This window comes from Limnobacter olei, assembly GCF_029087225.1.
Taxonomy (GTDB): Bacteria; Pseudomonadota; Gammaproteobacteria; order Burkholderiales; family Burkholderiaceae_B; genus Limnobacter; species Limnobacter olei.
In genome coordinates this window covers 391,859-417,189 of record NZ_JARFJD010000002.1, presented here as the reverse complement: position 1 = coordinate 417,189, position 25,331 = coordinate 391,859, and the positions used below count along the sequence as shown (strand labels likewise).

General features: G+C 52.8%; 27 protein-coding genes, 1 pseudogene and 1 riboswitch. Of the genes and pseudogenes, 18 read left to right on the top strand and 10 right to left on the bottom strand.

Annotation, left to right across the window (positions count from 1 at the left end):
- Positions 1 to 14: 14 nt before the first annotated feature.
- A complete protein-coding gene (locus PY990_RS02105; protein WP_171097562.1) occupies positions 15 to 668 on the bottom strand; it encodes a TetR/AcrR family transcriptional regulator in 654 nt (217 codons plus the stop codon).
- Positions 669 to 810: 142 nt separating this feature from the next.
- On the opposite strand from PY990_RS02105, the gene PY990_RS02100 reads away from it, so the two are divergent.
- The 9 genes from PY990_RS02100 to PY990_RS02060 are packed head-to-tail and all read left to right on the top strand — an operon-like array spanning position 811 to position 7,945.
- Positions 811 to 1,731, top strand: coding sequence for a branched-chain amino acid transaminase (locus tag PY990_RS02100; protein ID WP_275270200.1), 921 nt, complete (start codon positions 811 to 813; stop codon positions 1,729 to 1,731).
- 6 nt (positions 1,732 to 1,737) lie between these two features.
- The gene (locus tag PY990_RS02095; protein WP_008249601.1) at positions 1,738 to 1,941 is read left to right on the top strand and encodes a zinc-finger domain-containing protein; all 204 of its coding nucleotides are present in this window, start codon (positions 1,738 to 1,740) and stop codon (positions 1,939 to 1,941) included.
- On the top strand, positions 1,890 to 2,975 hold the full coding sequence (gene waaF, locus PY990_RS02090) for a lipopolysaccharide heptosyltransferase II (RefSeq protein ID WP_275270199.1): 1,086 nt from the start codon (positions 1,890 to 1,892) through the stop codon (positions 2,973 to 2,975). Before PY990_RS02095 ends, waaF begins: the two co-directional genes overlap by 52 nt.
- A gap of 37 nt (positions 2,976 to 3,012) precedes the next feature.
- The gene (gene purU / locus PY990_RS02085; protein WP_275270198.1) at positions 3,013 to 3,867 is read left to right on the top strand and encodes a formyltetrahydrofolate deformylase; all 855 of its coding nucleotides are present in this window, start codon (positions 3,013 to 3,015) and stop codon (positions 3,865 to 3,867) included.
- 53 nt (positions 3,868 to 3,920) lie between these two features.
- On the top strand, positions 3,921 to 4,376 hold the full coding sequence (locus PY990_RS02080) for a YybH family protein (protein WP_008249605.1): 456 nt from the start codon (positions 3,921 to 3,923) through the stop codon (positions 4,374 to 4,376).
- 15 nt (positions 4,377 to 4,391) lie between these two features.
- The gene (locus tag PY990_RS02075) at positions 4,392 to 5,390 is read left to right on the top strand and encodes a hydrolase (protein ID WP_275270197.1); all 999 of its coding nucleotides are present in this window, start codon (positions 4,392 to 4,394) and stop codon (positions 5,388 to 5,390) included.
- A complete protein-coding gene (locus tag PY990_RS02070; protein WP_275270196.1) occupies positions 5,383 to 6,024 on the top strand; it encodes a DUF2946 family protein in 642 nt (213 codons plus the stop codon). Before PY990_RS02075 ends, PY990_RS02070 begins: the two co-directional genes overlap by 8 nt.
- Positions 6,021 to 7,142 carry a S1C family serine protease gene (locus PY990_RS02065; protein ID WP_275270195.1) on the top strand — a complete coding sequence of 374 codons (1,122 nt, stop codon included), beginning with the start codon at positions 6,021 to 6,023 and terminating at the stop codon, positions 7,140 to 7,142. Before PY990_RS02070 ends, PY990_RS02065 begins: the two co-directional genes overlap by 4 nt.
- A complete protein-coding gene (locus PY990_RS02060) occupies positions 7,142 to 7,945 on the top strand; it encodes a tRNA threonylcarbamoyladenosine dehydratase (protein WP_275270194.1) in 804 nt (267 codons plus the stop codon). Before PY990_RS02065 ends, PY990_RS02060 begins: the two co-directional genes overlap by 1 nt.
- Before the next feature lie 3 nt (positions 7,946 to 7,948).
- Here the strand turns inward: PY990_RS02060 and msrA are convergent.
- Positions 7,949 to 8,490 (bottom strand): annotated as a pseudogene (msrA, locus tag PY990_RS02055) (peptide-methionine (S)-S-oxide reductase MsrA).
- Between the two features lie 136 nt (positions 8,491 to 8,626).
- On the opposite strand from msrA, the gene yajC reads away from it, so the two are divergent.
- From yajC to PY990_RS02035, 4 genes are read left to right on the top strand one after another with little or no spacing between them, the layout of a single operon-like run.
- Positions 8,627 to 8,968, top strand: a complete 342-nt coding sequence (gene yajC, locus PY990_RS02050; RefSeq protein ID WP_008249612.1) for a preprotein translocase subunit YajC — start codon at positions 8,627 to 8,629, stop codon at positions 8,966 to 8,968.
- A 9-nt stretch (positions 8,969 to 8,977) separates the two neighbouring features.
- Complete coding sequence (gene secD, locus PY990_RS02045) at positions 8,978 to 10,870, top strand: protein translocase subunit SecD (protein WP_275270193.1); 1,893 nt, start codon at positions 8,978 to 8,980, stop codon at positions 10,868 to 10,870.
- Between the two features lie 34 nt (positions 10,871 to 10,904).
- The gene (gene secF, locus PY990_RS02040; protein WP_275270192.1) at positions 10,905 to 11,858 is read left to right on the top strand and encodes a protein translocase subunit SecF; all 954 of its coding nucleotides are present in this window, start codon (positions 10,905 to 10,907) and stop codon (positions 11,856 to 11,858) included.
- A gap of 24 nt (positions 11,859 to 11,882) precedes the next feature.
- Positions 11,883 to 12,815, top strand: a complete 933-nt coding sequence (locus PY990_RS02035; protein WP_275270191.1) for a flagellar brake protein — start codon at positions 11,883 to 11,885, stop codon at positions 12,813 to 12,815.
- Positions 12,816 to 12,817: 2 nt separating this feature from the next.
- On the opposite strand, the gene PY990_RS02030 is transcribed toward PY990_RS02035, so the two are convergent.
- The 6 genes from PY990_RS02030 to purB all read right to left on the bottom strand — a co-directional run bounded on the left by PY990_RS02030 (position 12,818) and on the right by purB (position 17,207).
- Positions 12,818 to 13,330 (bottom strand): hypothetical protein, encoded by a 513-nt coding sequence (locus PY990_RS02030; RefSeq protein WP_275270190.1) that lies wholly within the window; start codon positions 13,328 to 13,330, stop codon positions 12,818 to 12,820.
- A 16-nt stretch (positions 13,331 to 13,346) separates the two neighbouring features.
- On the bottom strand, positions 13,347 to 14,081 hold the full coding sequence (locus PY990_RS02025; protein ID WP_275270189.1) for a hypothetical protein: 735 nt from the start codon (positions 14,079 to 14,081) through the stop codon (positions 13,347 to 13,349).
- Complete coding sequence (locus tag PY990_RS02020) at positions 14,078 to 14,797, bottom strand: PulJ/GspJ family protein (RefSeq protein ID WP_275270188.1); 720 nt, start codon at positions 14,795 to 14,797, stop codon at positions 14,078 to 14,080. The genes PY990_RS02025 and PY990_RS02020 overlap by 4 nt, the downstream gene beginning before the upstream one ends.
- The gene (locus PY990_RS02015) at positions 14,790 to 15,278 is read right to left on the bottom strand and encodes a pilus assembly FimT family protein (protein ID WP_275270187.1); all 489 of its coding nucleotides are present in this window, start codon (positions 15,276 to 15,278) and stop codon (positions 14,790 to 14,792) included. Before PY990_RS02015 ends, PY990_RS02020 begins: the two co-directional genes overlap by 8 nt.
- Complete coding sequence (locus PY990_RS02010) at positions 15,271 to 15,717, bottom strand: type IV pilin protein (RefSeq protein WP_275270186.1); 447 nt, start codon at positions 15,715 to 15,717, stop codon at positions 15,271 to 15,273. The genes PY990_RS02015 and PY990_RS02010 overlap by 8 nt, the downstream gene beginning before the upstream one ends.
- Positions 15,718 to 15,830: 113 nt before the next feature.
- Positions 15,831 to 17,207, bottom strand: a complete 1,377-nt coding sequence (purB, locus tag PY990_RS02005) for an adenylosuccinate lyase (RefSeq protein ID WP_275270185.1) — start codon at positions 17,205 to 17,207, stop codon at positions 15,831 to 15,833.
- 191 nt (positions 17,208 to 17,398) lie between these two features.
- Between purB and PY990_RS02000 the strand changes: the two genes are divergently transcribed.
- The gene (locus tag PY990_RS02000) at positions 17,399 to 18,010 is read left to right on the top strand and encodes a glutathione S-transferase C-terminal domain-containing protein (RefSeq protein WP_275270184.1); all 612 of its coding nucleotides are present in this window, start codon (positions 17,399 to 17,401) and stop codon (positions 18,008 to 18,010) included.
- A 92-nt stretch (positions 18,011 to 18,102) separates the two neighbouring features.
- On the opposite strand, the gene mnmA is transcribed toward PY990_RS02000, so the two are convergent.
- Positions 18,103 to 19,170, bottom strand: coding sequence for a tRNA 2-thiouridine(34) synthase MnmA (gene mnmA, locus PY990_RS01995; protein ID WP_413789482.1), 1,068 nt, complete (start codon positions 19,168 to 19,170; stop codon positions 18,103 to 18,105).
- A gap of 5 nt (positions 19,171 to 19,175) precedes the next feature.
- Complete coding sequence (locus PY990_RS01990) at positions 19,176 to 19,691, bottom strand: NUDIX hydrolase (protein WP_275270183.1); 516 nt, start codon at positions 19,689 to 19,691, stop codon at positions 19,176 to 19,178.
- Positions 19,692 to 19,749: 58 nt separating this feature from the next.
- A riboswitch (cobalamin riboswitch) is annotated at positions 19,750 to 19,958 on the top strand.
- A gap of 195 nt (positions 19,959 to 20,153) precedes the next feature.
- On the opposite strand from PY990_RS01990, the gene PY990_RS01985 reads away from it, so the two are divergent.
- The 4 genes from PY990_RS01985 to PY990_RS01970 all read left to right on the top strand — a co-directional run bounded on the left by PY990_RS01985 (position 20,154) and on the right by PY990_RS01970 (position 25,317).
- Positions 20,154 to 22,172 carry a TonB-dependent receptor gene (locus tag PY990_RS01985; RefSeq protein WP_275270182.1) on the top strand — a complete coding sequence of 673 codons (2,019 nt, stop codon included), beginning with the start codon at positions 20,154 to 20,156 and terminating at the stop codon, positions 22,170 to 22,172.
- Between the two features lie 240 nt (positions 22,173 to 22,412).
- Positions 22,413 to 23,540, top strand: a complete 1,128-nt coding sequence (locus tag PY990_RS01980; protein WP_275270181.1) for a Re/Si-specific NAD(P)(+) transhydrogenase subunit alpha — start codon at positions 22,413 to 22,415, stop codon at positions 23,538 to 23,540.
- A gap of 13 nt (positions 23,541 to 23,553) precedes the next feature.
- Positions 23,554 to 23,847: an NAD(P) transhydrogenase subunit alpha part 2 gene (locus PY990_RS01975; RefSeq protein ID WP_008249635.1), complete on the top strand. Its 294-nt coding sequence runs from the start codon at positions 23,554 to 23,556 to the stop codon at positions 23,845 to 23,847.
- A 24-nt stretch (positions 23,848 to 23,871) separates the two neighbouring features.
- On the top strand, positions 23,872 to 25,317 hold the full coding sequence (locus PY990_RS01970) for an NAD(P)(+) transhydrogenase (Re/Si-specific) subunit beta (RefSeq protein ID WP_275270180.1): 1,446 nt from the start codon (positions 23,872 to 23,874) through the stop codon (positions 25,315 to 25,317).
- The last annotated feature ends 14 nt before the right edge of the window (positions 25,318 to 25,331 follow it).

Below are 25,331 nucleotides of genomic sequence, written 5' to 3'. Positions count from 1 at the left end.
TATTTTAGCAAATTTTACGCAACACGCGATGTGTGCGGGCAGGTCAAACCATTCAGCACCATTTGAATGTGCGCTTCAATGTAGCGCATGGGGTTGGTTTCCACGCCGCAGCAACCATCCATGGTTCGTTTCCACAATCCAAGGGTAACCAGCGGTGCGCACAGCACTTGGGCAGCGTACTCGGTGTCAATGTCTGTGAACTCTCCGCGGGAAATGCCACGTTTCAGCACGGATTCAAGATAGTCCCACCATGGGCGAACCACTTCGTCATAAAAAAAGCGAGCCAACTCGGGAAATGCATTGGCCTCGGACAGTACAATTTTTGTGATGCTGCTTAGTTTGGTAGAGCCGTATTTCAACCACCACAGGTGGATGGCTTCACGAATCAGTGTGGCAGAGCTTTTGTCGGGTTCCAGCAGGCTTTTTGCCTCTTCCACAATGGGTGAAACATGTTCTTTCACCACGGCTTTCAGTAGTTCTTCCTTGTTGGAGTAATACAGATAAACCGTGCCTTTGCTGACACCTGCGCTTTTGGCCACGTCTTCAAGGCGGGCTCCAGCGAATCCTTTTTCGCTGAAAATGGTCAGTGCGGCATCGAGTAGTTCTTGTGGGCGCTCTTGTTTTCTACGCGTCCAACGGGGTTGAGCATTCGCCAGACATTGCTTCATAGGTGTACTTCTTTTTTTAGAGTGGTTGATTGCACTATAGTGGTTCATTCTTCACCGAGTCAACGTGCTAAGCCCAAATCGGTGCTTGTTGGGTTGTAGAATATGTCGGTTTGGTAAATCTTGGAATTTCGGAGAATTCAGCATGTCAATGGCCGATCGCGATGGCTTTATTTGGTTTGACGGCAAACTCGTGCCGTGGCGTGAAGCTCAAATTCACGTGCTTACCCACAGTTTGCATTATGGTTTGTCGGTTTTTGAAGGCGAGCGTGCTTACAAAACGGACAAAGGCCCAGCCATTTTCAGGTTGAAAGAGCACACCGATCGCTTGTTCAATTCGGCCCACATTTACCGCATGAACATGCCCTACACCCGTGAGCAGATCATGGACGCCTGTTGCGAAGTGGTGCGTGCCAACAACCTTGACTCTTGTTACATCCGCCCAATTGCCTTTTACGGCTCTGAGAAAATGGGCGTATCGCCCAAGGGTGCTGTAACCCACGTGGCAATTGCTGCCTGGCCTTGGGGCGCTTACCTGGGCGAAGAAGGTTTGCAGAAAGGCATTCGGGTTAAAACATCGTCTTATGCCCGTCACCATGTGAACGTGACCATGGCGCGTGCCAAGTTTGCGGCCACGTACGCCAACTCAATTCTGGCCAACACCGAAGCTGTGCAAGACGGATACGATGAAGCCCTGTTGCTGGATGTGGACGGTTTTGTGGCTGAAGGTGCTGGCGAAAACGTGTTCGTGATTAAAGACGGCTGCATTTACGAGCCTGAAATTGCCTCGGCCTTGGTTGGGATTACCCGTTCAACGATTATTTCCCTGGCCCGTGAAATGGGCATGGAAGTCAAGAGCAAGCGCTTGACCCGTGATGACATTTACATCGCTGACGAGTGCTTCTTCACTGGCACAGCGGCTGAAGTAACGCCCGTACGCGAACTTGACAACCGAACCATCGGTGCTGGCACACGCGGCCCAATCACCGAAGAATTGCAGAAGGGTTATTTCGACGTGGTGTATGGTCGGAATGAAAAATACGAACACTGGTTGACCCGGGTGTAAAGCATCATGATCAGTGATAAAAAAGCAAAACACGAAACTGTGCAACTCGATGGCGACCAACTGCCTGCATTTTGTCCCAACCCGGCCATGCCGGTGTGGAACACACACCCCAAGGTGTACTTGGATGTGACCAAAACAGGCAAGGCCACCTGCCCTTATTGCGGCACGGTGTACACCTTGAAGCCTGGTGCAAAAGTACACGCACATTGAAGGTTTTAATTGTTGCGCCCAATTGGATTGGCGATGCGGTCATGAGCCTGTCGCTGATTCAAGCCTTGCATCAAGACAACACCCTGCGGTTTGCTGACGGCAGACCCTGCGAAATCCATGTTCTCGCCCCACCGGTCACTGCGCCGGTGTACCAGTTCAGCCACGCTGTCCGGGCTGTGCAGGTTGAACCTTTTTCCCATGGAAAATTACAGTGGCGCTTGCGCAAACAGGTGGGCGCTTCGCTGGCTGGTCGTGGTTTTGACATGGCGGTGGTTTTGCCCAATTCCCTGAAATCAGCTTTGGTGCCGTGGTTTGCAGGCATTCCAAAACGGGTGGGCTATAGCGGAGAGCTGCGCACAGCGGTGCTTACGCATCCCTTGCCCAAGCCCTCCAAAAAAGCCAAGCCTCCCATGATCGAGTGGTACGGCCAACTTGGAGCCTATTTCGCCGATGTGCTTGAGTTTCCGGTGTTGCATGTTGAAGCGGGGATGCGCACCGAGGCATGCACCGAGTTTGACCTTCCGCCCGGTTTTTTGGCCATTGCGCCCGGTGCCGAGTTCGGCCCCGCCAAGCGCTGGCCATCCGAGCATTTCGCTGAAGTGGCGACCGGGTTTTTACTGCGTAACCCTTCACAGAAGGCTGTGCTGTTCGGTGGGCCCAAAGACTCTGGTTTTTGCGGGGAAATTCTTAGTCTGTTGCCTTTGGATTTGCAAACCCGTGCCTGTAGCCTGGCAGGTAAAACCAGTTTGGCGCAGGCTGTGGCCCTGATGTCGGCGGCTAGCCAGTTGTTGACCAACGATTCGGGTTTGATGCATGTGGCTGCTGCGTTAAACGTGCAGGTGCATGCGGTGTTTGGTTCCAGCAGCCCGCACCATACACCGCCCTTGAGCAGCAGGGCCAAAGTGTATTACCTCAATTTGGAGTGCAGCCCCTGTTTTCAGCGGGAGTGCCCACTGGGCCACACCAATTGCCTCAAAAAGCTCGACCCGAAAATGGTGTTGGAACAGCTGGTGCCTGCTTCTCAGGGAGTATGATCTTACAAGCTCATTTTCAACGCACCCTGGCCTTACCATGCGTGATTACATCCTGACCATTTCTTGCCCTGACACCACGGGCATTGTGTACAACGTCAGCAAATTTTTGTTTGACCAACAGTGCAATATTCTTGACTCTGCCCAATTTGGCGACGAGTCCACCAATCTTTTTTTCCTGCGTGTGCATTTTTCATTGCCACTTGAAAGCAATCTGACCGAGGTCGAATTGCAGACCAATTTCGCGAAGGTAGCAGAACCCTTCGCCATGAAATACCAGTTTTTTGATGCCCGTGTAAAGCCTCGCGTGCTGCTGATGGTATCGAAGTTTGGTCATTGCCTGAACGATCTTCTGTTTCGCTGGAAAAGTGGTCAGCTGCCCTGTGAAATTCCGGCCATTGTTTCCAATCATCAGGATTTTGCCTTGTTGGCCGCTTCGTACGGTGTGCCGTTTTACCACTTGCCGGTGAAAGCCGAAGCCAAAGAGCTTCAGGAAACGCAAATTCGTCAAATCATTGAGCGCGAGAAAATTGACCTGGTGGTGCTGGCCCGCTACATGCAAATTTTGTCGCCGGAATTGTGCCGCGATATGCTGGGTCGGGTGATCAACATTCATCACAGTTTCTTGCCCAGCTTCAAGGGTGCCAAGCCCTACCAGCAGGCCTTTGATCGGGGTGTCAAGTTGATCGGTGCCACGGCGCACTATGTGACCTCAGATCTGGACGAAGGCCCGATTATTGAACAAGATGTAGCACGCGTTGACCATTCTTTAACCCCAGAAGAGTTGACCGCCCGGGGACGTGACACCGAGTGTATGGTGTTGGCCCGTGCGGTGAAATGGCATTGTGAACATCGTGTGGTTTTGAATGGATCAAAAACCGTGGTGTTTCAGTGAGTCGCATTAAAAATGTCATTCAAAACACATTAATACCTATCGGAGTGCGTTGAATGTCCCGAGCCAAAGTTATTCATTCTTCACCGCAAGACATCGAGCAAGCCTTTTACGAGGCACTTGAAGCGGCCGATCTTGAAGCCCTGATGGATCTTTGGGCTGATGATGAGCATGTGGTGTGCATTCACCCAGGCGGCCCCCGTGTGGAGGGCTATCACGATGTGCGCGACTCGTGGAAAGAAATTCTTTCAGCGGGCGCTCTGCAAATTCGTGTGGTGCCAGTGCACCGTGTGGAAGGCGTGATGGTGTCGGTACACAACATTGTTGAACAAGTGATGATGAGTAGCTCGCGGGGTGAGCCGCACGTGGTACAAGTGAATGCGACCAATGTGTATCACAAGGGGCCGAACGGCTGGAAAATCGTGATGCATCACGCAAGCCCTGCCATGGATTCTGAAGAAATGGTCGAGGACGATTTGTCTGACTTCGACCCGCAGCCCACGCTGCATTAAACACGCCGAGGCAGTATGGTGTACCGCCCGCCCTGGTGGCTCCCCGAGGGTCACTCCCAAACCATTATGGCCGCACGTTGGGCCAATAAGCCCAGCGTGCAGTATCACCGTGTGCGCTGGAATACACCCGATGGTGATTTCATCGACCTTGACTTCACCGAGCCTCCTGAGCATGCAGCAAAACACCACACGTTGTGGGTGTTGTTTCATGGCCTTGAGGGTTGCTCTCGCAGTCACTACAGCCTTGCGGTAATGAACCAGGCTCGCCTGTCGGGGGCTTTGGGTGTAGTGGTGCACTTTCGGGGGTGTTCCGGCGAAAACAATTGGATGCCGCGTGCCTATCATTCGGGCGATTCTCCTGAAATGGACTGGATACTGCGCCGCCTGCGTAAACAGTTGCCAGCCGTTGAGCACATGCATGTGACTGGTGTTTCACTGGGTGGCAATGTGCTGTTGAAGTGGCTGGGTGAGCAGGAAAAGCACGCTCATGAGGTGGTCAGTTCAGCGGTGTCGGTGAGTGCGCCTGTCGATTTGCTTGCTGGGGCTGTGTCGCTGGCCAAAGGTTTCAACCTGGTTTATACCCGAATGTTTTTGAGTACTTTGGTGCCAAAGTCAATTGACAAGGTCAAGCGCTTTCCCGAATTGGGAAAGGCGCAAGACATTGCCAATTGCAAAGACTTCTTTGATTTCGACAACCGCGTTACCGCCCCTTGGCACGGTTTTCGGGATGCCGAGCATTATTACGCCGTGTCCTCGGCCAAGCCGCTGCTGAAACATATTGCGGTGCCTACCTTGATGATTCACGCAAAAAATGATCCTTTCATGAGTGGCCAACATTTGCCAGCACACCATGAAGTTTCCTCGCAGGTGAAGTGCCTTTTTACAGAGCATGGCGGCCATGTGGGTTTTGCCAATGGGCGCAGTTTGCGTTTGGGGCTGGACTGGCTGCCCAAGCAATGCGATGCTTTCTTTGCGCAGCACTCTGCAAAGCAAACAGGAGCAAGCGGTGGATGACCTTGTAGAAAAAGCACTGGCGCGCTGGCCCAACGTGCCGGCTATTGCCGGATGGCTCAAGTTAAACATGCAGGGCGACTGGCTGCTGACCGGGCCAGTACCGGAAGGGTTAACAATCAGCCATCCGCGGATTTTGAATTTCATGGCGCGCAACTACGGCTGCGAGGCAGATGGCCGCTACTACTTCCAGAACGGCCCTCAAAAGGCATATGTGCACCTGGCCTACACGCCCTGGGTGTATCGAATTCACCCACTGGAACACGGTGCATTGATGTTGAGCACCCACACCGGCCTGGTGTGCTGGCCTTTGGGCATGTATCAAGATGAACAGGGCAGGGTGTTGATTGAAGGTGAGCAAGGCATTGGCCTGTTGCACAGCAATGACATGGACCTGCTTGCGAAAGGCTTGCAAGAAAGTAAAGGCGAGCTGGTTCACCAAGCCAGTTGGGCGGTGCCCGAAGTAGACCCCGACACACTGATTGCGGCCCGTACCAAACTGCGTCGCGATAAAAACACGTCCACGGGGCAACGCACTTGCACGTTGAAATTGCTGCCGATTGAATCGAGCGCTGTGGCGCTGCGTTTTCAATTCAATCCGAATCCCGAAGTTAACCAGCAGGATCCCAATTCGTGAAACCGAACCAGAATCAACGCGGTGCCTCAGCCACTGCATTGCTTGCCTTTGTGTTGTTTGTGGCTTTGCTGTACGTGCTGTATAACCAGTCTAGTATCGAAAACCTGTTCACCAGTCGTCCCGAAAATGTCACGCCGCGCGTGGTTGAGGCGCGGGGAGATCTCGCCGCGGGCGAAAAAAGCGTGGTTGAGCTCTTCGAGGTGTCCAAGGCCTCCGTGGCTTACATTTTTACGGAAAGCGTACAGGGTCAACTGTTTTTCAGGCGAGTGGCGGAGGGCACAGGTTCGGGTTTTATTTGGGACGATGCCGGCCACATCGTGACCAATGCCCATGTGGTGGAGGGCGCCAGTCGTATTCGTGTGCAGCTTGATGATTCCGAGCCTTTACCGGCACGTCTTGTGGGTATTGCGCCCTCATACGATCTCGCGGTGATCCGATTGGTAAACAAGCCTGCCAACCTGCGGCCCATCCCTGTGGGCACCTCTGGCGACTTGCTGGTGGGGCAGTCAGTGTTTGCGATTGGCAATCCCTTCGGTTTGTCCAAAACGCTCACAGCCGGCATCGTCAGCGCTTTGGGGCGTACCTTGCCTGTGAGCAATGGTCGTGAAATTCCTGACGTTATACAAACCGATGCAGCCATCAACCCCGGCAACTCAGGAGGTCCCTTGCTGGATTCTGCCGGGCGTTTGATCGGTGTGAACACCGCTATTCTTTCTCAAAGCGGCTCCTCCGCTGGTGTAGGCTTTGCCATTCCTGTGGATTTGGTCAATGAAATTGTGCCGCAATTGATTGAGCGCGGCACCTTGCCCCGCCCCGGTATTGGCATTGCAGTGGCGGATGAGTCGCTGGCCCGCCGCTTGGGTATTCGCGGCATCGCAGTCATGGGCGTTGAGCCAGGTTCGCCCGCCGCCCAAGCTGGTTTGAAACCGTTTGATTTGCAGGCTGGTGTAGTGGGCGACATTATCATTGCGGTGGACCGCAAGCCAGTCGCCAATGTGTTGCAGCTGTCGAAAGCGCTTGAGGCTATTGGCGTAGGCGGTACGGCCAAGTTACTGGTGATGCGTGGCGACGATACGCGAGAAGTGGCTGTCAGTATCGTGGATCTGGAAGCGCGCTAATGGTTGAACCAATAGACGAGCATCCAGATCTGAATCGACGTTTTGGCGGAATAAGTCGCCTGTACGGTGATGGTGCACATGCGTTTCTCAACCAGCGCGTTCATGCCATGGTGGTAGGTGTGGGTGGCGTGGGTTCCTGGGCTGCTGAGGCCTTGGCACGTAGTGGGGTCGGCCACATTACGCTGGTTGATATGGACCATGTTGCTGAAAGCAACATCAATCGGCAAATTCAGGCCAGCGACGCCACCTTGGGGCGGGAAAAAATCAAGGCTTTGGCCGATCATATTCATGGCTATTTTCCGCAGTGCCAAATTACTTTGGTGGATGCGTTTCTGGAGCCTGACAATGCACAGGCCCTATTGACAGAATTTGCCGCTGCGGCTGGCGAGTGCAAAGTTGTGCTGGATTGTTGCGACAATGTGCGGGCGAAGGTGGCCATGGCGACTTGGGCCAAGCGTTTAAAACTTGCCGTGGTGTTGTCTGGCAGCGCTGGCGGGAAAACCAAACCCTGGCTGGTGCAGCCAGCTGATTTGCGCGACACCACCAACGACCCCCTGCTGGCCAAGGTGCGGTACACATTGCGCCGCGAACATGGGTATGCCAAAGACCCAAAGAAAAAATTGGGCGTCGCAGTTTTCTATTCAGCGGAGCAGGTCAAGCGTAGTGAAGCTTGTGAACCAGCTGCTGGGCTGAATTGCGCAGGTTACGGTTCAGTGGTTGCAGTAACCGCCACCATGGGCATGCAAATGACCGCATGGGCCATTGCGTACGCGCTTGATCAGCGCAGCAAACCTGGTTCTTAAAACTTAGCGCTTGAACATATCACCAAACAGGTCTTCAGCCTTCTCAACCTTGGGTGCCACTACATACGCGCAGTAAGGTTGCATCGGGTTGTTCTCGAAGTATTCCTGGTGGTATTTCTCGGCCGGAAAATAATTCAGCAAGGGCGAAATCTCGGTAACCACCTTGTCGCGGAAAATTTTCCGTTTTTCCAGGTCTTCAACAAAAGCCACGGCTGTGTCGCGTTGCTCGGGCGTGTGAAAAAAATGACCGAGCGATATTGGGTGCCCACATCGTTGCCCTGTCGGTTCAAGGTGGTGGGATCGTGAATCGCGAAGAACACTGCCAATATTTTCCGGAATGAGATCACTTCCGGATCGTAGTGCAGCCGGATTACCTCGGCATGGCCGGTTTTGCCGCCACACACCTTGTCATAGTTGGGGTTGGGGTCACTTCCCCCGCTGTAGCCCGATTCGCACAACTCGATTCCTTTGAGTTGCCGGAAAACAGCTTCCGTGCACCAGAAACAACCCCCGCCCAAGGTTGCCTGTTCTATCTTGCTCGACATAGATCAAAGCCTATTTTTTATTGTTCCCACAATCGCTAAGTGAATCTTTAAGTGGAACCCAAGTCAAGCCTTTTGGTCTGAATTTTAAGTGTCAAGCGTTGTATACTCGGCGCGAACCCATCACAACTTTAAGGAGATGACTGTGATTTCATCCGCGTTTGCGCAATCCGCAGCCGCTGGCCCGGAAAGTGGCCTTTTAAGCTTCCTGCCCCTCATTTTGATGTTTGGCGTACTTTATTTCTTGGCCATTCGTCCCCAAATGAAACGCCAGAAAGAACACAAAGCCATGGTTGAAGCCCTGCAAAAAGGCGATGAAGTAATTGCCTCGGGTGGTTTGCTGGGCAAGATCAGCAAAATCAACGAATCGTACATCACGCTGGAAGTGGCCGAAATGGGTGACAAGCCTGTTGAAGTTGTGCTGCAACGCGCTGCTGTACAAAGCCTGCTGCCTCGCGGCACCCTGAAAGAAACACGTTAATTTGCTGTCATGAATCGATACCCTGTCTGGAAGTACCTGATGATCGCCATTGTGTTGGTGCTGGGTGTGTTGTACACCCTGCCCAATTTTTATGGTGAAGCGCCCGCTGTGCAGGTTTCAAGTGGCAAGTCCACCTTGAAATTGTCACCTGATCTGGCTGACCGATTGTCCAGCCAGCTTGAGGCGCAAGGAGTTAAGCCCGATGGGGTATTTTTCGAAGAAACACTGGGCGGCGGAACTCTGAAATTAAGGTTCAACTCGTCTGAAGAGCAACTGAAGGCGAGAGACTTTCTTCAAAGCCAGCTTAACCCAGACCCGGCAGATCCGGATTACATCGTTGCCCTGAATCTGTTGTCCCGGTCCCCCGACTGGTTGACCAGCATCAATGCGCTGCCCATGTATCTCGGCCTCGATTTGAGGGGCGGCGTGCACTTCCTGTTGCAAGTGGATATGAACGCTGCACTGGAAAAACGCAAGGACGCCTTGCTGGCCAGCGCCAAGCAAACCTTGCGCGAAGAAGATTTGCGGTATGCCAGCGCGCCCCGCACGCCGGCTGGTTTTAACCTGACCTTCCGCGATGCAGAAGCCCGCAACAAGGCGCAGGCTGCTCTGGCCAAGGAATACCCGGACTTGCAGCTTGCCACTCCTGAAAACAGCACTGAATTTGCGCTTGTGGCGACGTTGGCGCCAGAAATTGAACAGCAGGCGCGCGAGTATGCTTTGCGCCAAAACATCACTACTTTGCACAACCGAATTAACGAATTGGGTGTAGCCGAACCCGTGATTCAACGCCAGGGTGCGGATCGCATTGTGGTTCAGCTCCCAGGCGTGCAAGACACGGCGAAGGCCAAAGACATTCTGGGCCGTACTGCGACACTGGAAGTTCGCATGGTTGATGACAGCCCGGAGGCTCAGTCTGCCTTGGCCAGCGGCATTGTGCCCTTTGGCCTTGAGCGTTACACCGAGCGTGGCGGCCGCGACTTGTTGCTGAAATCGGAAGTGATTTTGACCGGCGACAACCTGACCGATGCGCAAGCCGGCTTTGACAATCAAACCCAGGAACCAGCGGTGCATTTGACGCTGGACAGCCAGGGTGCCCGCATTTTCCGTAACGTAACTGCTGAAAGTATTGGCAAGAGAATGGCCATTGTGCTGATCGAGAAAGGCAAGGGCGAGGTAGTCACCGCGCCTGTTATTCGCGGTGAAATTGGCGGTGGCCGCGTGCAAATCTCAGGCAGCATGAATACGGTTGAGTCCGCTGACCTGGCACTGTTGCTACGAGCGGGTTCGCTGGCCGCACCTATGGATATCATTGAAGAGCGCACCATTGGCCCCAGCCTGGGTGCTGACAACATTGACAAGGGTATTAACTCAACCTTGTATGGCTTTGTTGTACTGGGTGCATTCATGATCGTGTACTACTTGTTGTTTGGCGTGTTTTCAGTGTTTGCACTGGCGGTCAATGTGATGTTGTTGTTTGCCTTGTTGTCCGTGTTGCAGGCTACCCTGACCTTGCCAGGTATTGCAGCGATTGCGCTTACTCTGGGTATGGCGATTGATGCCAACGTGCTGATCAACGAGCGTATTCGCGAAGAACTTCGGGACGGTGCGCAGCCCCAGCAAGCCATTGCTGCGGGTTATGAGCGTGCATGGGCCACCATCCTGGATTCGAACATTACCACCTTGATTGCTGGTTTGGCTTTGTTGATTTTTGGCTCAGGCCCTGTGCGTGGTTTTGCAGTGGTGCATTGTCTGGGTATTTTGACCTCAATTTTCAGTGCGGTTGTGGTGTCCCGTGGTGTAGTCAACCTGTGGTATGGCCGTAAAAAGAAATTGGACTCAGTCAGTATTGGGCAAATTTGGCGTCCCGATTCTGACACTGCTGTTGCTAAAAAAGCGTGATCCACACCAACTGAACCAAGTGAACTAAAAGAAAATGGAATTATTCAGAATCAAAAACGACATTCCGTTCATGCGGCATGCCAAGATTTTCAACATTATCTCGTTCCTAACTTTTGCGGCAGCGGTGTTTTTTCTGTCCACCAAAGGCTTGAATTTGAGCGTTGAGTTCACTGGCGGTGTACTGGTTGAAGCCCGTTATTCCCAGCCTGCTGAACTCGAGAAAATTCGTGAAGGTTTGCGTGCCACCGGAATTGACGAACCGCAGGTTCAAAACTTTGGCACCGCGCGCGATGTGCTGGTTCGACTGGCGGTGAAAGATCTGCAATCGGGCGTGTTGGGCACTGAAGGCAAGCTGAATCAGCAGGCGATGACCGAGCAGGTATTAAGCCTGGGAGGCCCAGACGTGCAGTTGATGCGCGTTGAATTTGTCGGGCCACAAGTAGGTCGGGAGTTGGCTGAGAACGGTGTGATTGCCTTGATGGTCGTGATCGGCGGCATCATGATTTACTTGGCCCTTCGTTTTGAATGGAAGTTTGCGGTTTCAGCCATTGTGGCCAACTTGCACGACGTGGTCATTATTCTCGGTTTTTTTGCCTTCTTCGGTTGGGAGTTTTCCCTGTCGGTGCTGGCGGCGGTGTTGGCGGTTTTGGGTTATTCAGTGAATGAATCGGTGGTGGTATTCGATCGAATTCGCGAAACATTCAAGAAAGTCCGAAAAATGACCGTTGAAGAAACCATCGACAACGCAATTACCCGAACAATTTCACGCACCATCATTACCCACGGCTCCACCCAGATCATGGTGTGTTCCATGTTGTTTTTTGGTGGTCCTACATTGCACGGCTTTGCTTTGGCGCTGACCATTGGTATTTGCTTTGGCATATATTCCTCAGTGTTGGTGGCCAGCCCCCTGTTGATGTGGCTGGGCCTGACCAGGGAAGACTTGGTAAAGCCTGTGAAAAAAGACAAAGAATTTGAGACCCCGTAAAACGGGGTTAGTAAGCGAGGCAGCGTGGACAATCCCAAAGACCTTTCGCCTTTGGCCAAAGGCGACATTGAAATTGGCAAGGCGCTGCCATTCGCAATCTTTGACAGAAGCGGGGTATTGCTGCTGGCAGAGGGCCAAGCGGTCAACAGCCAGAAGCAGCTTGATGAACTGGCCGCCAAAGGCTTGTACCACAACCCCCGGTGGGCCAACAAGTTTGTGATTCAACCGGGCAAGCCTCAAATGGATCCGAGTGCCTTGCCCAGAATGCTTCCCGCGAAACAGGCGTTTGAAGATCCCTTCGAGACGGGTAGCCAGCTGAAAATGTCTGCCCCCGGGCAATCCAAAGAGCCCTTCCATGTTCGTTTAATCGGTAGCATCCCTCAAGCCGCCATTGTGATCACGCACCCCATGCGGGATGGCAAATGTGTATTTGCAAAAGAAGGGCAGGTTTGGGAATTCCAGGCCACCTATGGTTTGTCCATCTACCGCTTCAGTTCAATGATTGAAAAGGTGTTGCTGTCGCCGCACCCGCTGATTGTGATGTCATGGCCCCATGAAACTCACTTGGAGTCGCAGGCCGTTCGCCGCGCCCGGCGTGTGAATTGCGATTTGCCCGCCACCATTCGTTTGAATGGCAGTCAAAGTGGTTCAGTCGAATCGATCACTGCTGTAATCGATAATATTTCAACTGGGGGGCTTGAACTGTTGTTTGCCAAGGCGGTGTCTTTCAAAATAGGGCAATCCATCTCGATTGCGTTTCAAATCATTCTGGATGACCGGAAGTATTTGATTGAATGCGATGCCGAGGTGGTCTCAAAACCGCGTGACTCTGGCCCCTCCTCATCAACTTATGGCTTTGCCTTAAAGTCGCTGAACGATGAGCAATTTGCAGTCATTCACGCGTTTGTAAGCGATCGCCTGAATCACCGTCTGGGTCCCCAGCTGTATTCAAAGTAGCCTCAAAGCGGACTAACCAAGGTGTACACGCTGACATTTTCGGTCTGGTTGTCTCGTGTGTGCCCGTCAATCCATCTGGCTTCGATGTGCACCCAAACGCCGTTGGTCTGGGTGTTCAAATTGGGTAAGGGCCGAATGCTGATACACGACGCTGCGCCCTGCGCCCATGCGCGCGGCAATGTGGCCTGGCTCAGGTTAATCGAATTGTTGGGTGCACCCAAGGCCCTTGGCTCATTGTTGGTGCATTCGTAGCCCCTGGCACTAGCATAACTGTTCAAGTGATCTTCCAGCCGCCCCGAGAACTGCTGCATGCGGGCGATGATTTGTCCGCGTGGCGTGTCCCTGTCCAGGTCTGAAATATTGGCCAGCAATACATTGCCAATCTCCGCGACCTGGGTTGCAGCGATTGAACGCACATGGGTCGAATTCTTGGCGCCATAGTTGGCTGTCCAGTTTTTGGCATACAAGACCAAACCAATGGACAGCACCAGAATGGCGATCAATGCGTCGACCATTGAAAATCCGTTTTTTCTAGAATCCAACTTCATGTTTGCCCTTTGATTTCGGAGGTGGCGGCCTGGGTTCTTCCCGGGGCGGTGGCTCTGAAGGAGGTGGGTGCTCAACCGGCGGCGCTGGTGGCGGCGCTGGTGGCGGTGGCGGCGGCGGATTGGGATCGGGTGGCCTTGGCGGTGGCGGTGGAGGTGGTGGGGTTTGGATTGGATTGTAAGGCAGACCGTTGCTGTCTTCGCGATTAAATACAAATGAGCGTTTGACACAACCCGATTCCACCCCGTCACTTCCTGAACAATTCACGCTGGCAACAATTTCAAAAGTGGCGCGGTAGTTTTCATCTGAAATGGCATGGTCGCAGTTGTAGGGCACCACGATCCCGCGTATCACAATGTCCTGCCGTGCGTCGTCCGGGGTGTTCGGACTGGCCAATTGCACTTGTGGGCTTAATGTTTCAGGCAAAGCTACTGTGAATGAGCATTCACCTATGATCCGGTTATCTCCACGGTGAGAGTCGATTAGCTGCTGAATGGCCGCATCGTTGCCAAAGTTGTGGGTGTAATGTCGAAGGCCGGCATAGGCCAACTGGCGTGCCTCTTCAATATGTTGTTTGGAGTTGGACAGATAAAGATCAAGACTTGTGGTAGTGATGTTTTGCAGGCTGATCAGCCCGAACACAATCACTAACACTACACATACAAACACGCCAAGTGCACCGGTTTGTACTTTGTTGTGTAAGTTGCGCCGCTTTTTCATGATCCAACCCTTACCCGCGTGGTGTTCAGCAGGTGAATAATTCTTGCTTCTTCATACTGCCCCTCGGTCAGGTTGTTGCCAATTTTGGCTTTGAGCATGGCAATCCAGAACATATTGGATTCGGGGTTGTTCTCTATCACCGAATTGCAGTTCTGTTCGTAGTGCGCGGTGACTTGGTTTGGTGTGTTGGCCTGAAATCTGCAAAACCGAATGTTGGTGAATTCAAAGTCGCGCTTGTTGTTTAAATCGAGCCAGTCCGGGCTGTCGTTACAAAATGTGCCATGGTCAAATTGAGCCATATTGACGCCGTTCAGCTCCCTTTGAGCCAGCACACCATTGAGCAGACGAAAGCCGGTTAAATTGATCACATCATTTCCGCTGCGACTGACCCGGGTGGGAATACTCAGACAGAAGTTTTGGCTGGTAGGTTGGTAACCGTTGCATTGGGCCGCCTGGTTTTGCAAGCTGCACAGCTGTATGCCTTTGGCCTCAACATCCGGGTTTTGGTAACTGCCGCCCCGGTTCAGGTGAACCGTGATAATTTCACCAATCCGATTAACTTGGTCCACCAGGTTTTCGGTGTTCAAATCGTTTTGCGCACGCATGCTGACACCCATTAATTTCAATGCGCCGGTAATGCTGATTGCCAACAAGGCCATGCCAATCAGAAGGCTGACTGAAGATGCGCCATGACAACGCCGGGTTTTGTCAGTCATAGCTCACCACCCCGTTGCCGATACCCAAGAAGGTAATCTGTGCGCGCCTGTCACGGTAATTCAGGGTCAGGCGAGTTTGGCTTTGTGTGTCGAGCACACCCGACACCGCATTGAAATTCAGGCGCACCGCACCTGCCAAGGTGACATCATTCAAGGTGGCTGAAAATCCGCGATTGTTTTGGCTGCTGGTTTGTGCGTACCATGCGCTGCAACCCTTCAGGAACGGATCGTGTTGAACTGTTACATTCAGATTCACCGCCGCGCTGGCGGGTTGCAGGTTCATTTGAACCGGGCATTCGGTGATTGCAGCCAAATTGCGCGCTTGGTCCACATACGTGTCCAGCCGGGATACCTTGACCTTCAGCGTTTGTTTGTTCAACACCGAGTTCATACTCGGGATTACAGAAACGGCCAATATACCCACCACGGCCAAGCCAACCACTATTTCGATTAAGGTGAAACCGTTGTCTGCCTTAGCCATGTGGAACACACCTTTCAGATGTGTTTTGATTAGAGGCAGACTTGGCGCCGAAACGTTGAATGCCCATATCACTTTCAACAATCAGAATTCGGCAGTCCTCGGGCAGCTTCAGTGGTGCACCCGCGCTGGGGGTAACTTCTGCGCGATAACCCCGAAAATTGGAGTTCGAGACCACCACGCTGTAGTTGGCTGATGAAGGCAGAACCAAGCGGTTCGCATTCGGTGTGCCGTTGCTTGAAACACCCTGCGCGTAGCGGCCGTAACGCTGCCGGTGCAGTTGCTGGCTTAATGCAAGCTCAACGCCAAATTCTCGCATGGTGCGAAAATTCGATTTTTCCCAAGATGATTCATACCCCGCATAGCCTAGCGTTGCGAGCACACCAACAATTGCAATTGCAAATGTCAGTTCAATCAAGGTAAATCCGAGGCCCGCACGCATGGTCAAACACCAAAAATGACTCTATGGTCTTGAGTATGCGTGGGTATTTTGAGTTGATCATCCCCGAGGCAGGGTACTTACAAACGGTGGTCGTTTGCCCCGGGGTGTGATTGTTAAATGCGCTTGGCCAGCTCGGCAGCCTTGCCAATGTAGCTTGCGGGAGTCATGGTCAGCAGGCGTGTTTTTTCCGCTTCGGGCAGGTCAAGCTGGGCGATGAATTGCTTCAATCCTTCTTGGGTAATGCCCTTGCCGCGGGTCAGTTCTTTCAACTGTTCGTATGGGTTGGGCAAACCATAGCGGCGCATCACGGTTTGTACTGGTTCTGCGAGCAATTCCCAGGCGTTGTCGATGTCGGCGGCGATGGCTGCTTCATTCACCTCCAGTTTACCCAGGCCGCGCAGGCAGCTTTCGTAAGCCAACACCGCATAGCCTATGCCGACACCCAAGTTGCGCAGCACGGTAGAGTCGGTCAAATCCCGCTGCCAGCGGGAAACAGGCAGTTTTTCGGCCAGGTGTTTCAATACCGCGTTGGCCATGCCCAGGTTGCCCTCGGCATTTTCGAAGTCGATGGGGTTCACCTTGTGCGGCATGGTGGATGACCCCACTTCACCCGCTTTCAGTTTCTGTTTGAAGTAGCCCAGGGAAATGTAGCCCCAAATGTCGCGGCTCAGGTCAATCAGAATAGTGTTGGTGCGGGCGATGGCATCCATCAGGGCAGCAATACCGTCGTGTGGTTCAATTTGAATGGTGTAAGGGTTGAAGGTAAGCCCCAGGCTTTCAATCAAATCGCGGCTGAGCTTTTCCCAGTCAAAATCAGGGTAAGCAGACAGGTGGGCATTGAAGTTGCCCACGGCGCCGTTCATTTTGGCGGGCAGTTCCACTGCCTTGATTGCAGCAGTGGCACGCTCAAGGCGATGTACCACGTTGGCAAATTCTTTGCCCATGGTGCTGGGGCTGGCTGGCTGGCCATGGGTGCGGCACATCATGGGCAGGTCGGCAAACTGGTGGGCGTAATTGCGCAGCGTGGTCACCATGCGGTCCAGTGTCGGCAAAATTACCTGTTCACGCGTTGCTTTCAACATCAGGGCATGGCTCATGTTGTTGATGTCTTCAGAAGTGCAGGCGAAGTGAACGAACTCCGCTGATTTTTTTAGTTCTTCATCGGCTTGAAACTTTTCTTTAATAAAGTATTCAACGGCCTTCACGTCGTGGTTGGTGGTTGCTTCAAATTCCTTGATGCGTTGGGCATCCGCTTCAGAAAATTGGGTTTTGATGGCGTCAAGTTTTGCCAAGGCTGTTGCGGAGAAGGCAGGGAGCTCAGAAAACCCTGCATTGGCCAGTGCCTTGAGCCATTCGATTTCTACGATCACGCGGTGGTGCATGAACCCGGCTTCAGAGAGCAAGGGGCGCAAATTGGCCACTTTGGACTGATAACGGCCGTCAAGCGGGCTGATTGCGGTTAAGGTGCTTAAAGAGTCTGAGGAGATCATGCGGGTGGTAAAAATTGAGGTTTTTCAAAGCCTTGTATTGTAACCTGTCCCGAAGGTTGCTGCTTGGGACGAATGATGTCCTCGGCGGTATTTTGGAATACTGCTTGTTCAATTTGTAAAACTGTTAGACACTTTTAGGTCGTAAAAAACAAGACGCAATCTCATCCAGGATTGTATTTAGGAGAACTGTGATGAAACTAGTGGGATCCCTGACTAGCCCCTTCGTGCGCAAAATTCGCGTTCAGCTTCAAGAAAAAGAAATTCCATACGAGTTTGTTCTGGAAAATGTGTGGGATGAAAAAACCCGCATTACCGAGCACAATCCACTGGGCAAAGTACCTTGCCTGATTCTGGACGGCGGCCAGACCGTGTTCGATTCACTTGTGATTTCCGGCATGCTGGAATACATGATGCCAACAGTGCCCTTGTTGCCCACCAATCCCAACAACCGCGCTTTGGTACGCACCATGGAATCGCTGGGGCAGGGCATGAGCCAGGCGGCTGTAGACATAATTCTGGAAAAGAAATTCCATGAGGGCGATGCTGTCAGCCAGCCCTGGATTAATCGCCAGACCCAGAAAATTCACAATGGCCTGGCTTGGGTGTCACACCGGGTAAAAACCACCCCTGGTTTTTATTTGACTGAGCAATTCAGCTTGGCGGATATCACCGTGGGCTGTGCGCTGTTTTACCTTGATTTCCGCATGCCAGAACTGAAGTGGCGTGAACTGTATCCGGAGTTGAATGAGTATTCTGAGCGCCTGGCTTGCCGTCCAAGTTTCGAGGACACCAAGCCCGAGTAACGCTGCATAGTGATTCTGTTTTGAATCAAAAAAGCCCCGACTGGTTTGTAACCAGGTCGGGGCTTTTTTATGCACGGCGCTGCCGAGGCAGATCAGGCAATGACGCCGCCACCCAGGCACACTTCGCCTTGGTACAGCACAGCGCTTTGCCCCGGTGTCACTGCAAACTGGCTTTCGGCGAAATTCAACTCGAAACCTTGATTGGTCAATTTGAAGTCGCATGCTGAATCTTCTTGTCTGTATCGGGCCTTGCAAGCCATGTGCGCATCGGACGGCGCGTAGCCTGAAATGTAGTGTGCTTGCTCGGCCAGCAGGGTTTTTTGGTGCAGCCAAGGGTGGTCATGCCCTTGCACCACATACAGCGTGTTGTTTTTCAGATCCTTGCGGGCCACAAACCAGGGTTCGCCGTTGCCTTCTTTCTGGCCGCCAATACCAATGCCTTTGCGCTGTCCCAGTGTGTAGAAGCTTAAGCCCACATGCTCGCCAATTTGATGGTCCTCGTCATTCAGAATGGGGCCAGGCGCGGTGGGTAGGTAGCGGTTTAAAAACTCACGGAAAGGCCGCTCGCCAATGAAGCAAATGCCAGTGCTGTCCTTTTTGGTGGCATTGGCCAAACCCAGTTCAAGCGCTATTTTCCGCACTTCGGTTTTCTGGATCTCACCGAGCGGAAACAGGGTTTTACTCAGCTGCGCTTGGTTCAGCCGGTGCAAAAAGTACGATTGATCTTTGCTGTGGTCCACCGCTTTCAGAAGCTGGAATTCACCGTTGACTTCCCGTACGCGGGCATAGTGGCCGGTTGCGATGTAATCGGCGCCCAGGCTGTAGGCATGATCCAGGAAGGCTTTGAACTTGATCTCGCTGTTGCAGAGAATGTCCGGGTTTGGGGTGCGGCCTGCCGAGTACTCGCTGAGAAACACCGAGAAAACCCGGTCTTTGTATTCGCTGGCGAAGTTCACGGCTTCAATGTCCACGCCCACTACGTCAGCCACACTTGCAGCGTCTAGCCAGTCTTGGCGGCTGGAACAGTATTCCGAGTCGTCATCGTCTTCCCAGTTTTTCATGAAAAGACCGATCACGTTGTAACCCTGCTGCTTGAGCAGCCACGCCGACACCGAGGAATCCACCCCGCCCGACATGCCGATAACCACTGTTTTAGCCATGATGTTTACGATACGCCGGGGGGCATGGGCCCTGCAAGCACGCTGGGGTGCGTATACACATGCTCAAGCGGCATGATGGGTTGCTTGCCTGCTTTCCAGTTCAGGAAGTCTTCAACGCAGCGCATAACCAACGGGCTGCGGTGTTGGTCTTGGCTGGCGCGCAGTTCTTCAACAGTCATCCACAGCGTGCGGATAATGCCCTCGTCCAAAGCGCGGTCGGTGTGGTGTTTCACCACTTCAGCTGCAAATGCAAAGCGTAGGTAGGTAACGTCTTCAAGAGTGCGGGAGCTGGTGTAGCGGCTCATGTAAATACCCAACAAACCCACAGGGTTTACTTCCCATGCAGATTCTTCCAGCGCCTCGCGGGCAGCACCAAATTGTGGCGTTTCACCTGGGTCCAGGTGGCCTGCGGGTTGGTTCAGCTTGATGCCATCGGTGGTGTGCTCTTCCACGATCAGGAATTTGCCCTGATGTTCAACGATGGCGGCTACTGTAACGCTGGGTTTCCAGACTTCTGACATGGCTTTCAATCGCACTACTTAAACAGGGTGCGCCGAGGGTTGGGAGTTAAAAAACACGTTAGAATAGCAGGGTTAAGGTGCTTGTGCTCATTTTTTGAGCGCAGTTAAACGGGAAGCAGGTTCAAGCCTGCGCTGCCCCCGCAACGGTAAGTAAGTGCGGGTGTGTCATTTTGCCACTGGTAGTAAAGCTGCTCTAAACGCAGCAACTGGGAAGGCGACACATCAAAACTTACAAGCCCGGATACCGGCCTTGACCGTTCAGCCTGTCCCATTCAGGCGAGCGACTGGTGCTGCGGGGAGGCAGTGCGCAGGCGGCTAATTGCTTCTAATCGAACTTTTTTCCGTAACTGACCTTGGCGTGTTGCTCGTGGTTTTGTTGCGCGCACTGTTCTTTCGCCTGTTCTTGGTCTTCTCCAGTGAATTTATTGCCGCACGGTGGGTGTGGCTCACTTCCTGGAAGTCATGAAAAAAAATCTGGTTTTTCTTGCGTGCGCATTGGCGTGTGTTTCGTCTCGTGCCGAACAGTCTTCGTTTATCCACTTGTCTGAATCGGACAAGACGCATTCCCGCGATCTGCCCTCAGTTGTTGTTACGTCTAGTCGAACAATTGACACCAAAGCGGAGGCCCCACCCTCTGCAACTTTAATTACTCGGGACGACATCGAAAAGTCGGGCTACAACTCGGTGGCAGAACTTGTTCAAAAGCTTGGATTTGTGAATACGCGACCAGGATTGATCGGCAGGCGTGACGCGACTTTTGATCTACGTGGTTTTGGTGGGTCTGATGCCTACACGAACGTCGCCGTCATTGTGGATGGTGTTCGGTACAGCGAAAAAGAACTGGCAACTGCCCGTATATCAAACATTCCAGTTGCTAGCATCGAGTCGATTGAAATTGTTCGCGGTGGCGCTTCAGTGGCTTACGGGGATGGTGCATCCGCCGGCGTAATTAGAATTACCACAATTCAGCCCACAGGCGATGCCCCACCTTCTGGGACTGCCACTTTGTCCGTGGGGTCTTTTGGTACTCAAGATGCGTCGGTTGCGCTGAAGGGTGGTGCCAATGGATTTGGTTTGGCGCTGGATGCAACAGAGGCCAGCACCGACGGATACCGTGAGCGCAGCGGAGAAGACTTCGGTAGCGCTGCTGCAACATTGAGCTGGACCGGGCAGCATGTTCATACCGGCGTACGTTTTGGCACAGAGAGTAGTGATGCGCGGTTACCCGGCGCTTTGGGTTTGGCCGAGTTCAATGAAAATCCACGTCAAGCCGTTCCAACGGTCAACAATCGAGGCGATTTTTCCCTGTTTAAGCGCGATTTCGTTACTGCATTTTTTCGCACGAATGGTTTGGATCGTGACTATGGTCTTGATCTTTCCCAACGAGATCAACGACGTTCATTCAAGGATGGAAATCCCACAGGTCAGCGTGAGGTTATTCAAGACCAGTTTTCTGGATTCGTGAGCGATTCTTTGAATGTTGCTGGCATGAATCACCGTTGGACCATGGGGCTCGCTTCTGAACGTGCCGAGCTTGACGCGCGGTCGCAATTCTCATTTGGAAACTTCGCAGCCAAGGGCACGCAAAGTTCTTATGCGGCTTATTTGACAGATGACGTGGCAGTGACCGACTCCTTGAGAGTGAACGCCGGTTACCGGGTGGAGCGCTTCTACCAGTACCGATATGACTCAGGCCCGTTTGCACCCACCGAGACAAGCACCCGCCGCGACTTCAACCTAGAGGCTTTTGAGTTGGGCTTCGCCAAGGTATTGACCGAGGAGTTCACGGCGTTTGGCAAGTACAACAGCGGATATCGCGTGCCCAATGTGGATGAGAACGATCCGTCTGCCCGCCCACCCACCGGCACCTTTCTCGATCCGCAGCTGTCCAAAGAACTAGAAATGGGGGTTCGCCGCCGGGTGGCTGAAAGCGAGCAGGTGATTCGTCTTTTCAAGATCATGCTGGACGACGAAATTGCCAATATCAATTTCACCAACATCAATCTGGATAAAACCCAGCGACTGGGTGTTGAGCTGGAGCATTCAGCCCGGCTTATCGATCGACTGGATTTGCGTGCGGCCTACACTTACACCGATTCGGAATTTCGAACGGGCAATTTGATCGATACGCGCGTACCACTTGTGCCTGCACACCGCGGCTTGCTTGCCTTGGCTTATGATCTCAGTGACAAAGCACAAGCCGAGTTGCTGTTGCAGGCGCAGTCCGATCAAAGGCTTGGCGGTGATCTGGATGAACCTGTCGAAAAAGGAAAAGTACCTGGGTATGCTGTGGCAGACCTTAATTTTCGGTATCAGCTAGAGCGCGTCAAGTTGATATTTTCTGTAAACAATTTGTTCGACCGAGATTATTTTAGCCAAGCTTATTACAACGCATTTGCAGTTTTTAACAACAGGCCGGCTGTTGGCGTTTATCCAGACCCCGGTCGTAATTTCAAACTGACAGCCCAGTTTGATTTTTAATTGAACAAGGGGTGGGCAGAACCACCCCTTCGCTTCCCACTATTCAAAATTGGTGTTTAGATCACGCACTGAATGCAAGGGGTGAGCCCACGGTTCAGCTTGTGACATGAATAATTGTCAGATACCGGGTTGTGGTTATCCCTTAGATTGAGGGATACTACCGTGCTATAGTCCGCACCAGCAGTGTATTTGCAGTTCTTAAACATCAAATAAAAGCGCTTTCCCACAAGGAGAAGTTCCATGAAAATCGGAATCCCGGCCGAGACAAGGTCCGGAGAAACGCGTGTAGCCGCTACACCTGAAACGGTGAAGAAGCTCATTTCTCAAAAACACGAGGTGTTTGTTCAAGCAGGCGCAGGTATTGCTAGCTCGATCACCGATCAGGCCTACAGCGATGTGGGTGCAACAATTGTTGATCGTGCCATGGATGTGATCAGCAACTGCGACATGATCCTGAAGGTGCGCGCACCCGCGGAAAACGAACTGTCTGCTTACCGTGCAGGTCAGGTAGTGGTTGGCATGCTGAACCCCTTTGACAATGCATCACTGGAAGCCATGAACAAGGCTGGCCTGACCGCATTTGCACTGGAAGCCGCGCCACGCACCACGCGCGCGCAAAGCATGGACGTGTTGTCTTCACAAGCCAACATTGCAGGTTACAAAGCTGTGATGATAGCGGCCAACGTTTACCAGCGTTTCATGCCCATGCTGATGACCGCCGCCGGTACAGTAAAAGCCGCCCGTGTACTTATTCTGGGCGTGGGTGTTGCGGGCTTGCAAGCCATTGCAACTGCCAAGCGTTTGGGTGCGGTTATTGAGGCATCTGATGTACGCCCTGCCACGAAAGAGCAGGTCGAATCGCTGGGTGCAAAATTTGTTGATGTACCTTTTGAGTCAGACGAAGAACGTGAAATTGCCCAAGGTGTGGGTGGCTATGCCCGCCCAATGCCTGAAAGCTGGATGAAGCGTCAGGCTGCTGCCGTTCACGACAAAGCGATCAAAAGCGACATCGTGATTACCACGGCCTTGATTCCTGGTCGCAAGGCGCCCACATTGCTGCATGAAGACACTGTGCGAGCAATGAAGCCCGGTTCCGTGGTTATAGACTTGGCTGTTGAGCAGGGCGGCAATTGCCCCTTGTCCAAATTGAACGAGATTGTCGACGTAAATGGCGTGAAAATTGTGGGCTATGCCAACCTGGCCGCCATGGTGGCAGCAGATGCATCCGCACTGTACGCCCGCAACGTGATTGATTTCTTGAAGCTTGTTTTCGACAAGGAAGGCGCCTTCAAGATCGACATGGAAGACGACATTGTTGCTGCGTGCCTGATGTGCACTGGCGGCGAACTCAAACGCAAAAACGCTTAAGGAAGGAGCCAACATGGACGCAATCAGCCCTACCGTGGTCAACCTGATTATTTTTGTACTGGCCATTTACGTGGGTTACCACGTGGTTTGGAACGTAACCCCCGCGCTGCACACACCCTTGATGGCTGTGACCAATGCTATTTCAGCAATCGTGATTGTGGGTGCCATGCTGGCAGCTGCGCTGACCGTAACGCCTTTGGGCAAATTCATGGGTGTGCTGGCTGTGGCCTTGGCCGCTGTGAATGTGTTTGGTGGCTTTTTGGTCACCCGTCGCATGCTTGAAATGTTCAAGAAAAAGAACAAATAAACCAACAGCGATCTGGAGAAATTTATGGAATTGAGTTTCAACGCAGTGACGCTGTTGTACTTGGTGGCGTCAATCTGTTTCATTCAGGCCTTGAAGGGCCTTTCACACCCCACAACTTCTCGTTTGGGTAACACCTTCGGTATGGTGGGTATGGCAATTGCAATTGCCACCACAATCGCCTTGGTATTCAAGCTGGCAGGCATTGCAGGGCAGTCAGCCGTCACAGGCATGGGCTGGGTATTGGCTGGTTTGGTGGTGGGCGGTGGTTTGGGCACTGTCATGGCCAAGCGTGTCGAAATGACGAAAATGCCTGAGCTTGTCGCTTTCATGCACAGCATGATTGGTTTGGCTGCTGTGGCCATTGCCATTGCGGCGGTCGCCGAGCCCGACGCATTTGGTATCACGGCCAAGGGCAACTTCGACATTCCGCTGGGTAACAAAATTGAGCTGTTCATCGGTACCTTTGTGGGTGCAATTACCTTCTCGGGTTCTGTAATTGCCTTCGGTAAGTTGAGCGGCAAATACAAGTTCCGCTTGTTCCAGGGCGCACCTGTGCGTTTCACCGGTCAGCATCAGCTGAACGCAATTCTTGGCATCGTGATGATTGGTTGCGGTGTCTGGTTTGCTATTACGCAAGACTGGACGCCCTTTGTCATCATGACGATTGCCGCGTTTATTCTGGGCGTAACCTTGATCATCCCGATCGGCGGTGCCGACATGCCAGTGGTGGTGTCCATGCTGAACAGCTACTCTGGCTGGGCGGCAGCAGGTATTGGTTTCTCGCTGAACAACAGCATGTTGATCGTGGCGGGTTCGCTGGTGGGTTCTTCCGGTGCGATCCTTTCATACATCATGTGCAAGGCCATGAACCGCTCCTTCTTCAACGTGATTCTGGGTGGTTTTGGCGGCGAAGCCGATGCAGGCGCGGCAGGTGGTGGCCAGCAGCGCACCGTGAAAAGCGGTTCATCAGACGACGTGGCTTTCTTGCTGACCAACGCAGAAACCGTGGTGATTGTGCCTGGTTACGGTTTGGCCGTGGCCCGTGCGCAGCACGCCCTGAAAGAGCTGAGCGAGAAGCTGACTCACATGGGCGTTACCGTAAAGTACGCGATTCACCCGGTTGCAGGCCGTATGCCTGGCCACATGAACGTGCTGCTGGCAGAGGCTGAAGTGCCCTACGACCAGGTGTTTGAGATGGAAGACATCAACAGTGAATTTGCACAAACCGATGTGGTGTTGGTGTTGGGTGCGAACGATGTGGTGAACCCCGCTGCGAAAGACCCCAAGAGCCCGATCGCAGGCATGCCAATTCTGGAAGCCTACAAGGCAAAAACCATTATCGTGAACAAGCGCTCCATGAATGCCGGCTATGCTGGTTTGGACAACGAGTTGTTCTACATGGACAAAACTATGATGGTGTTTGGCGATGCCAAGAAAGTGATTGAAGACATGGTGAAAGCGGTCGAGTAAATTTGACGCAATTG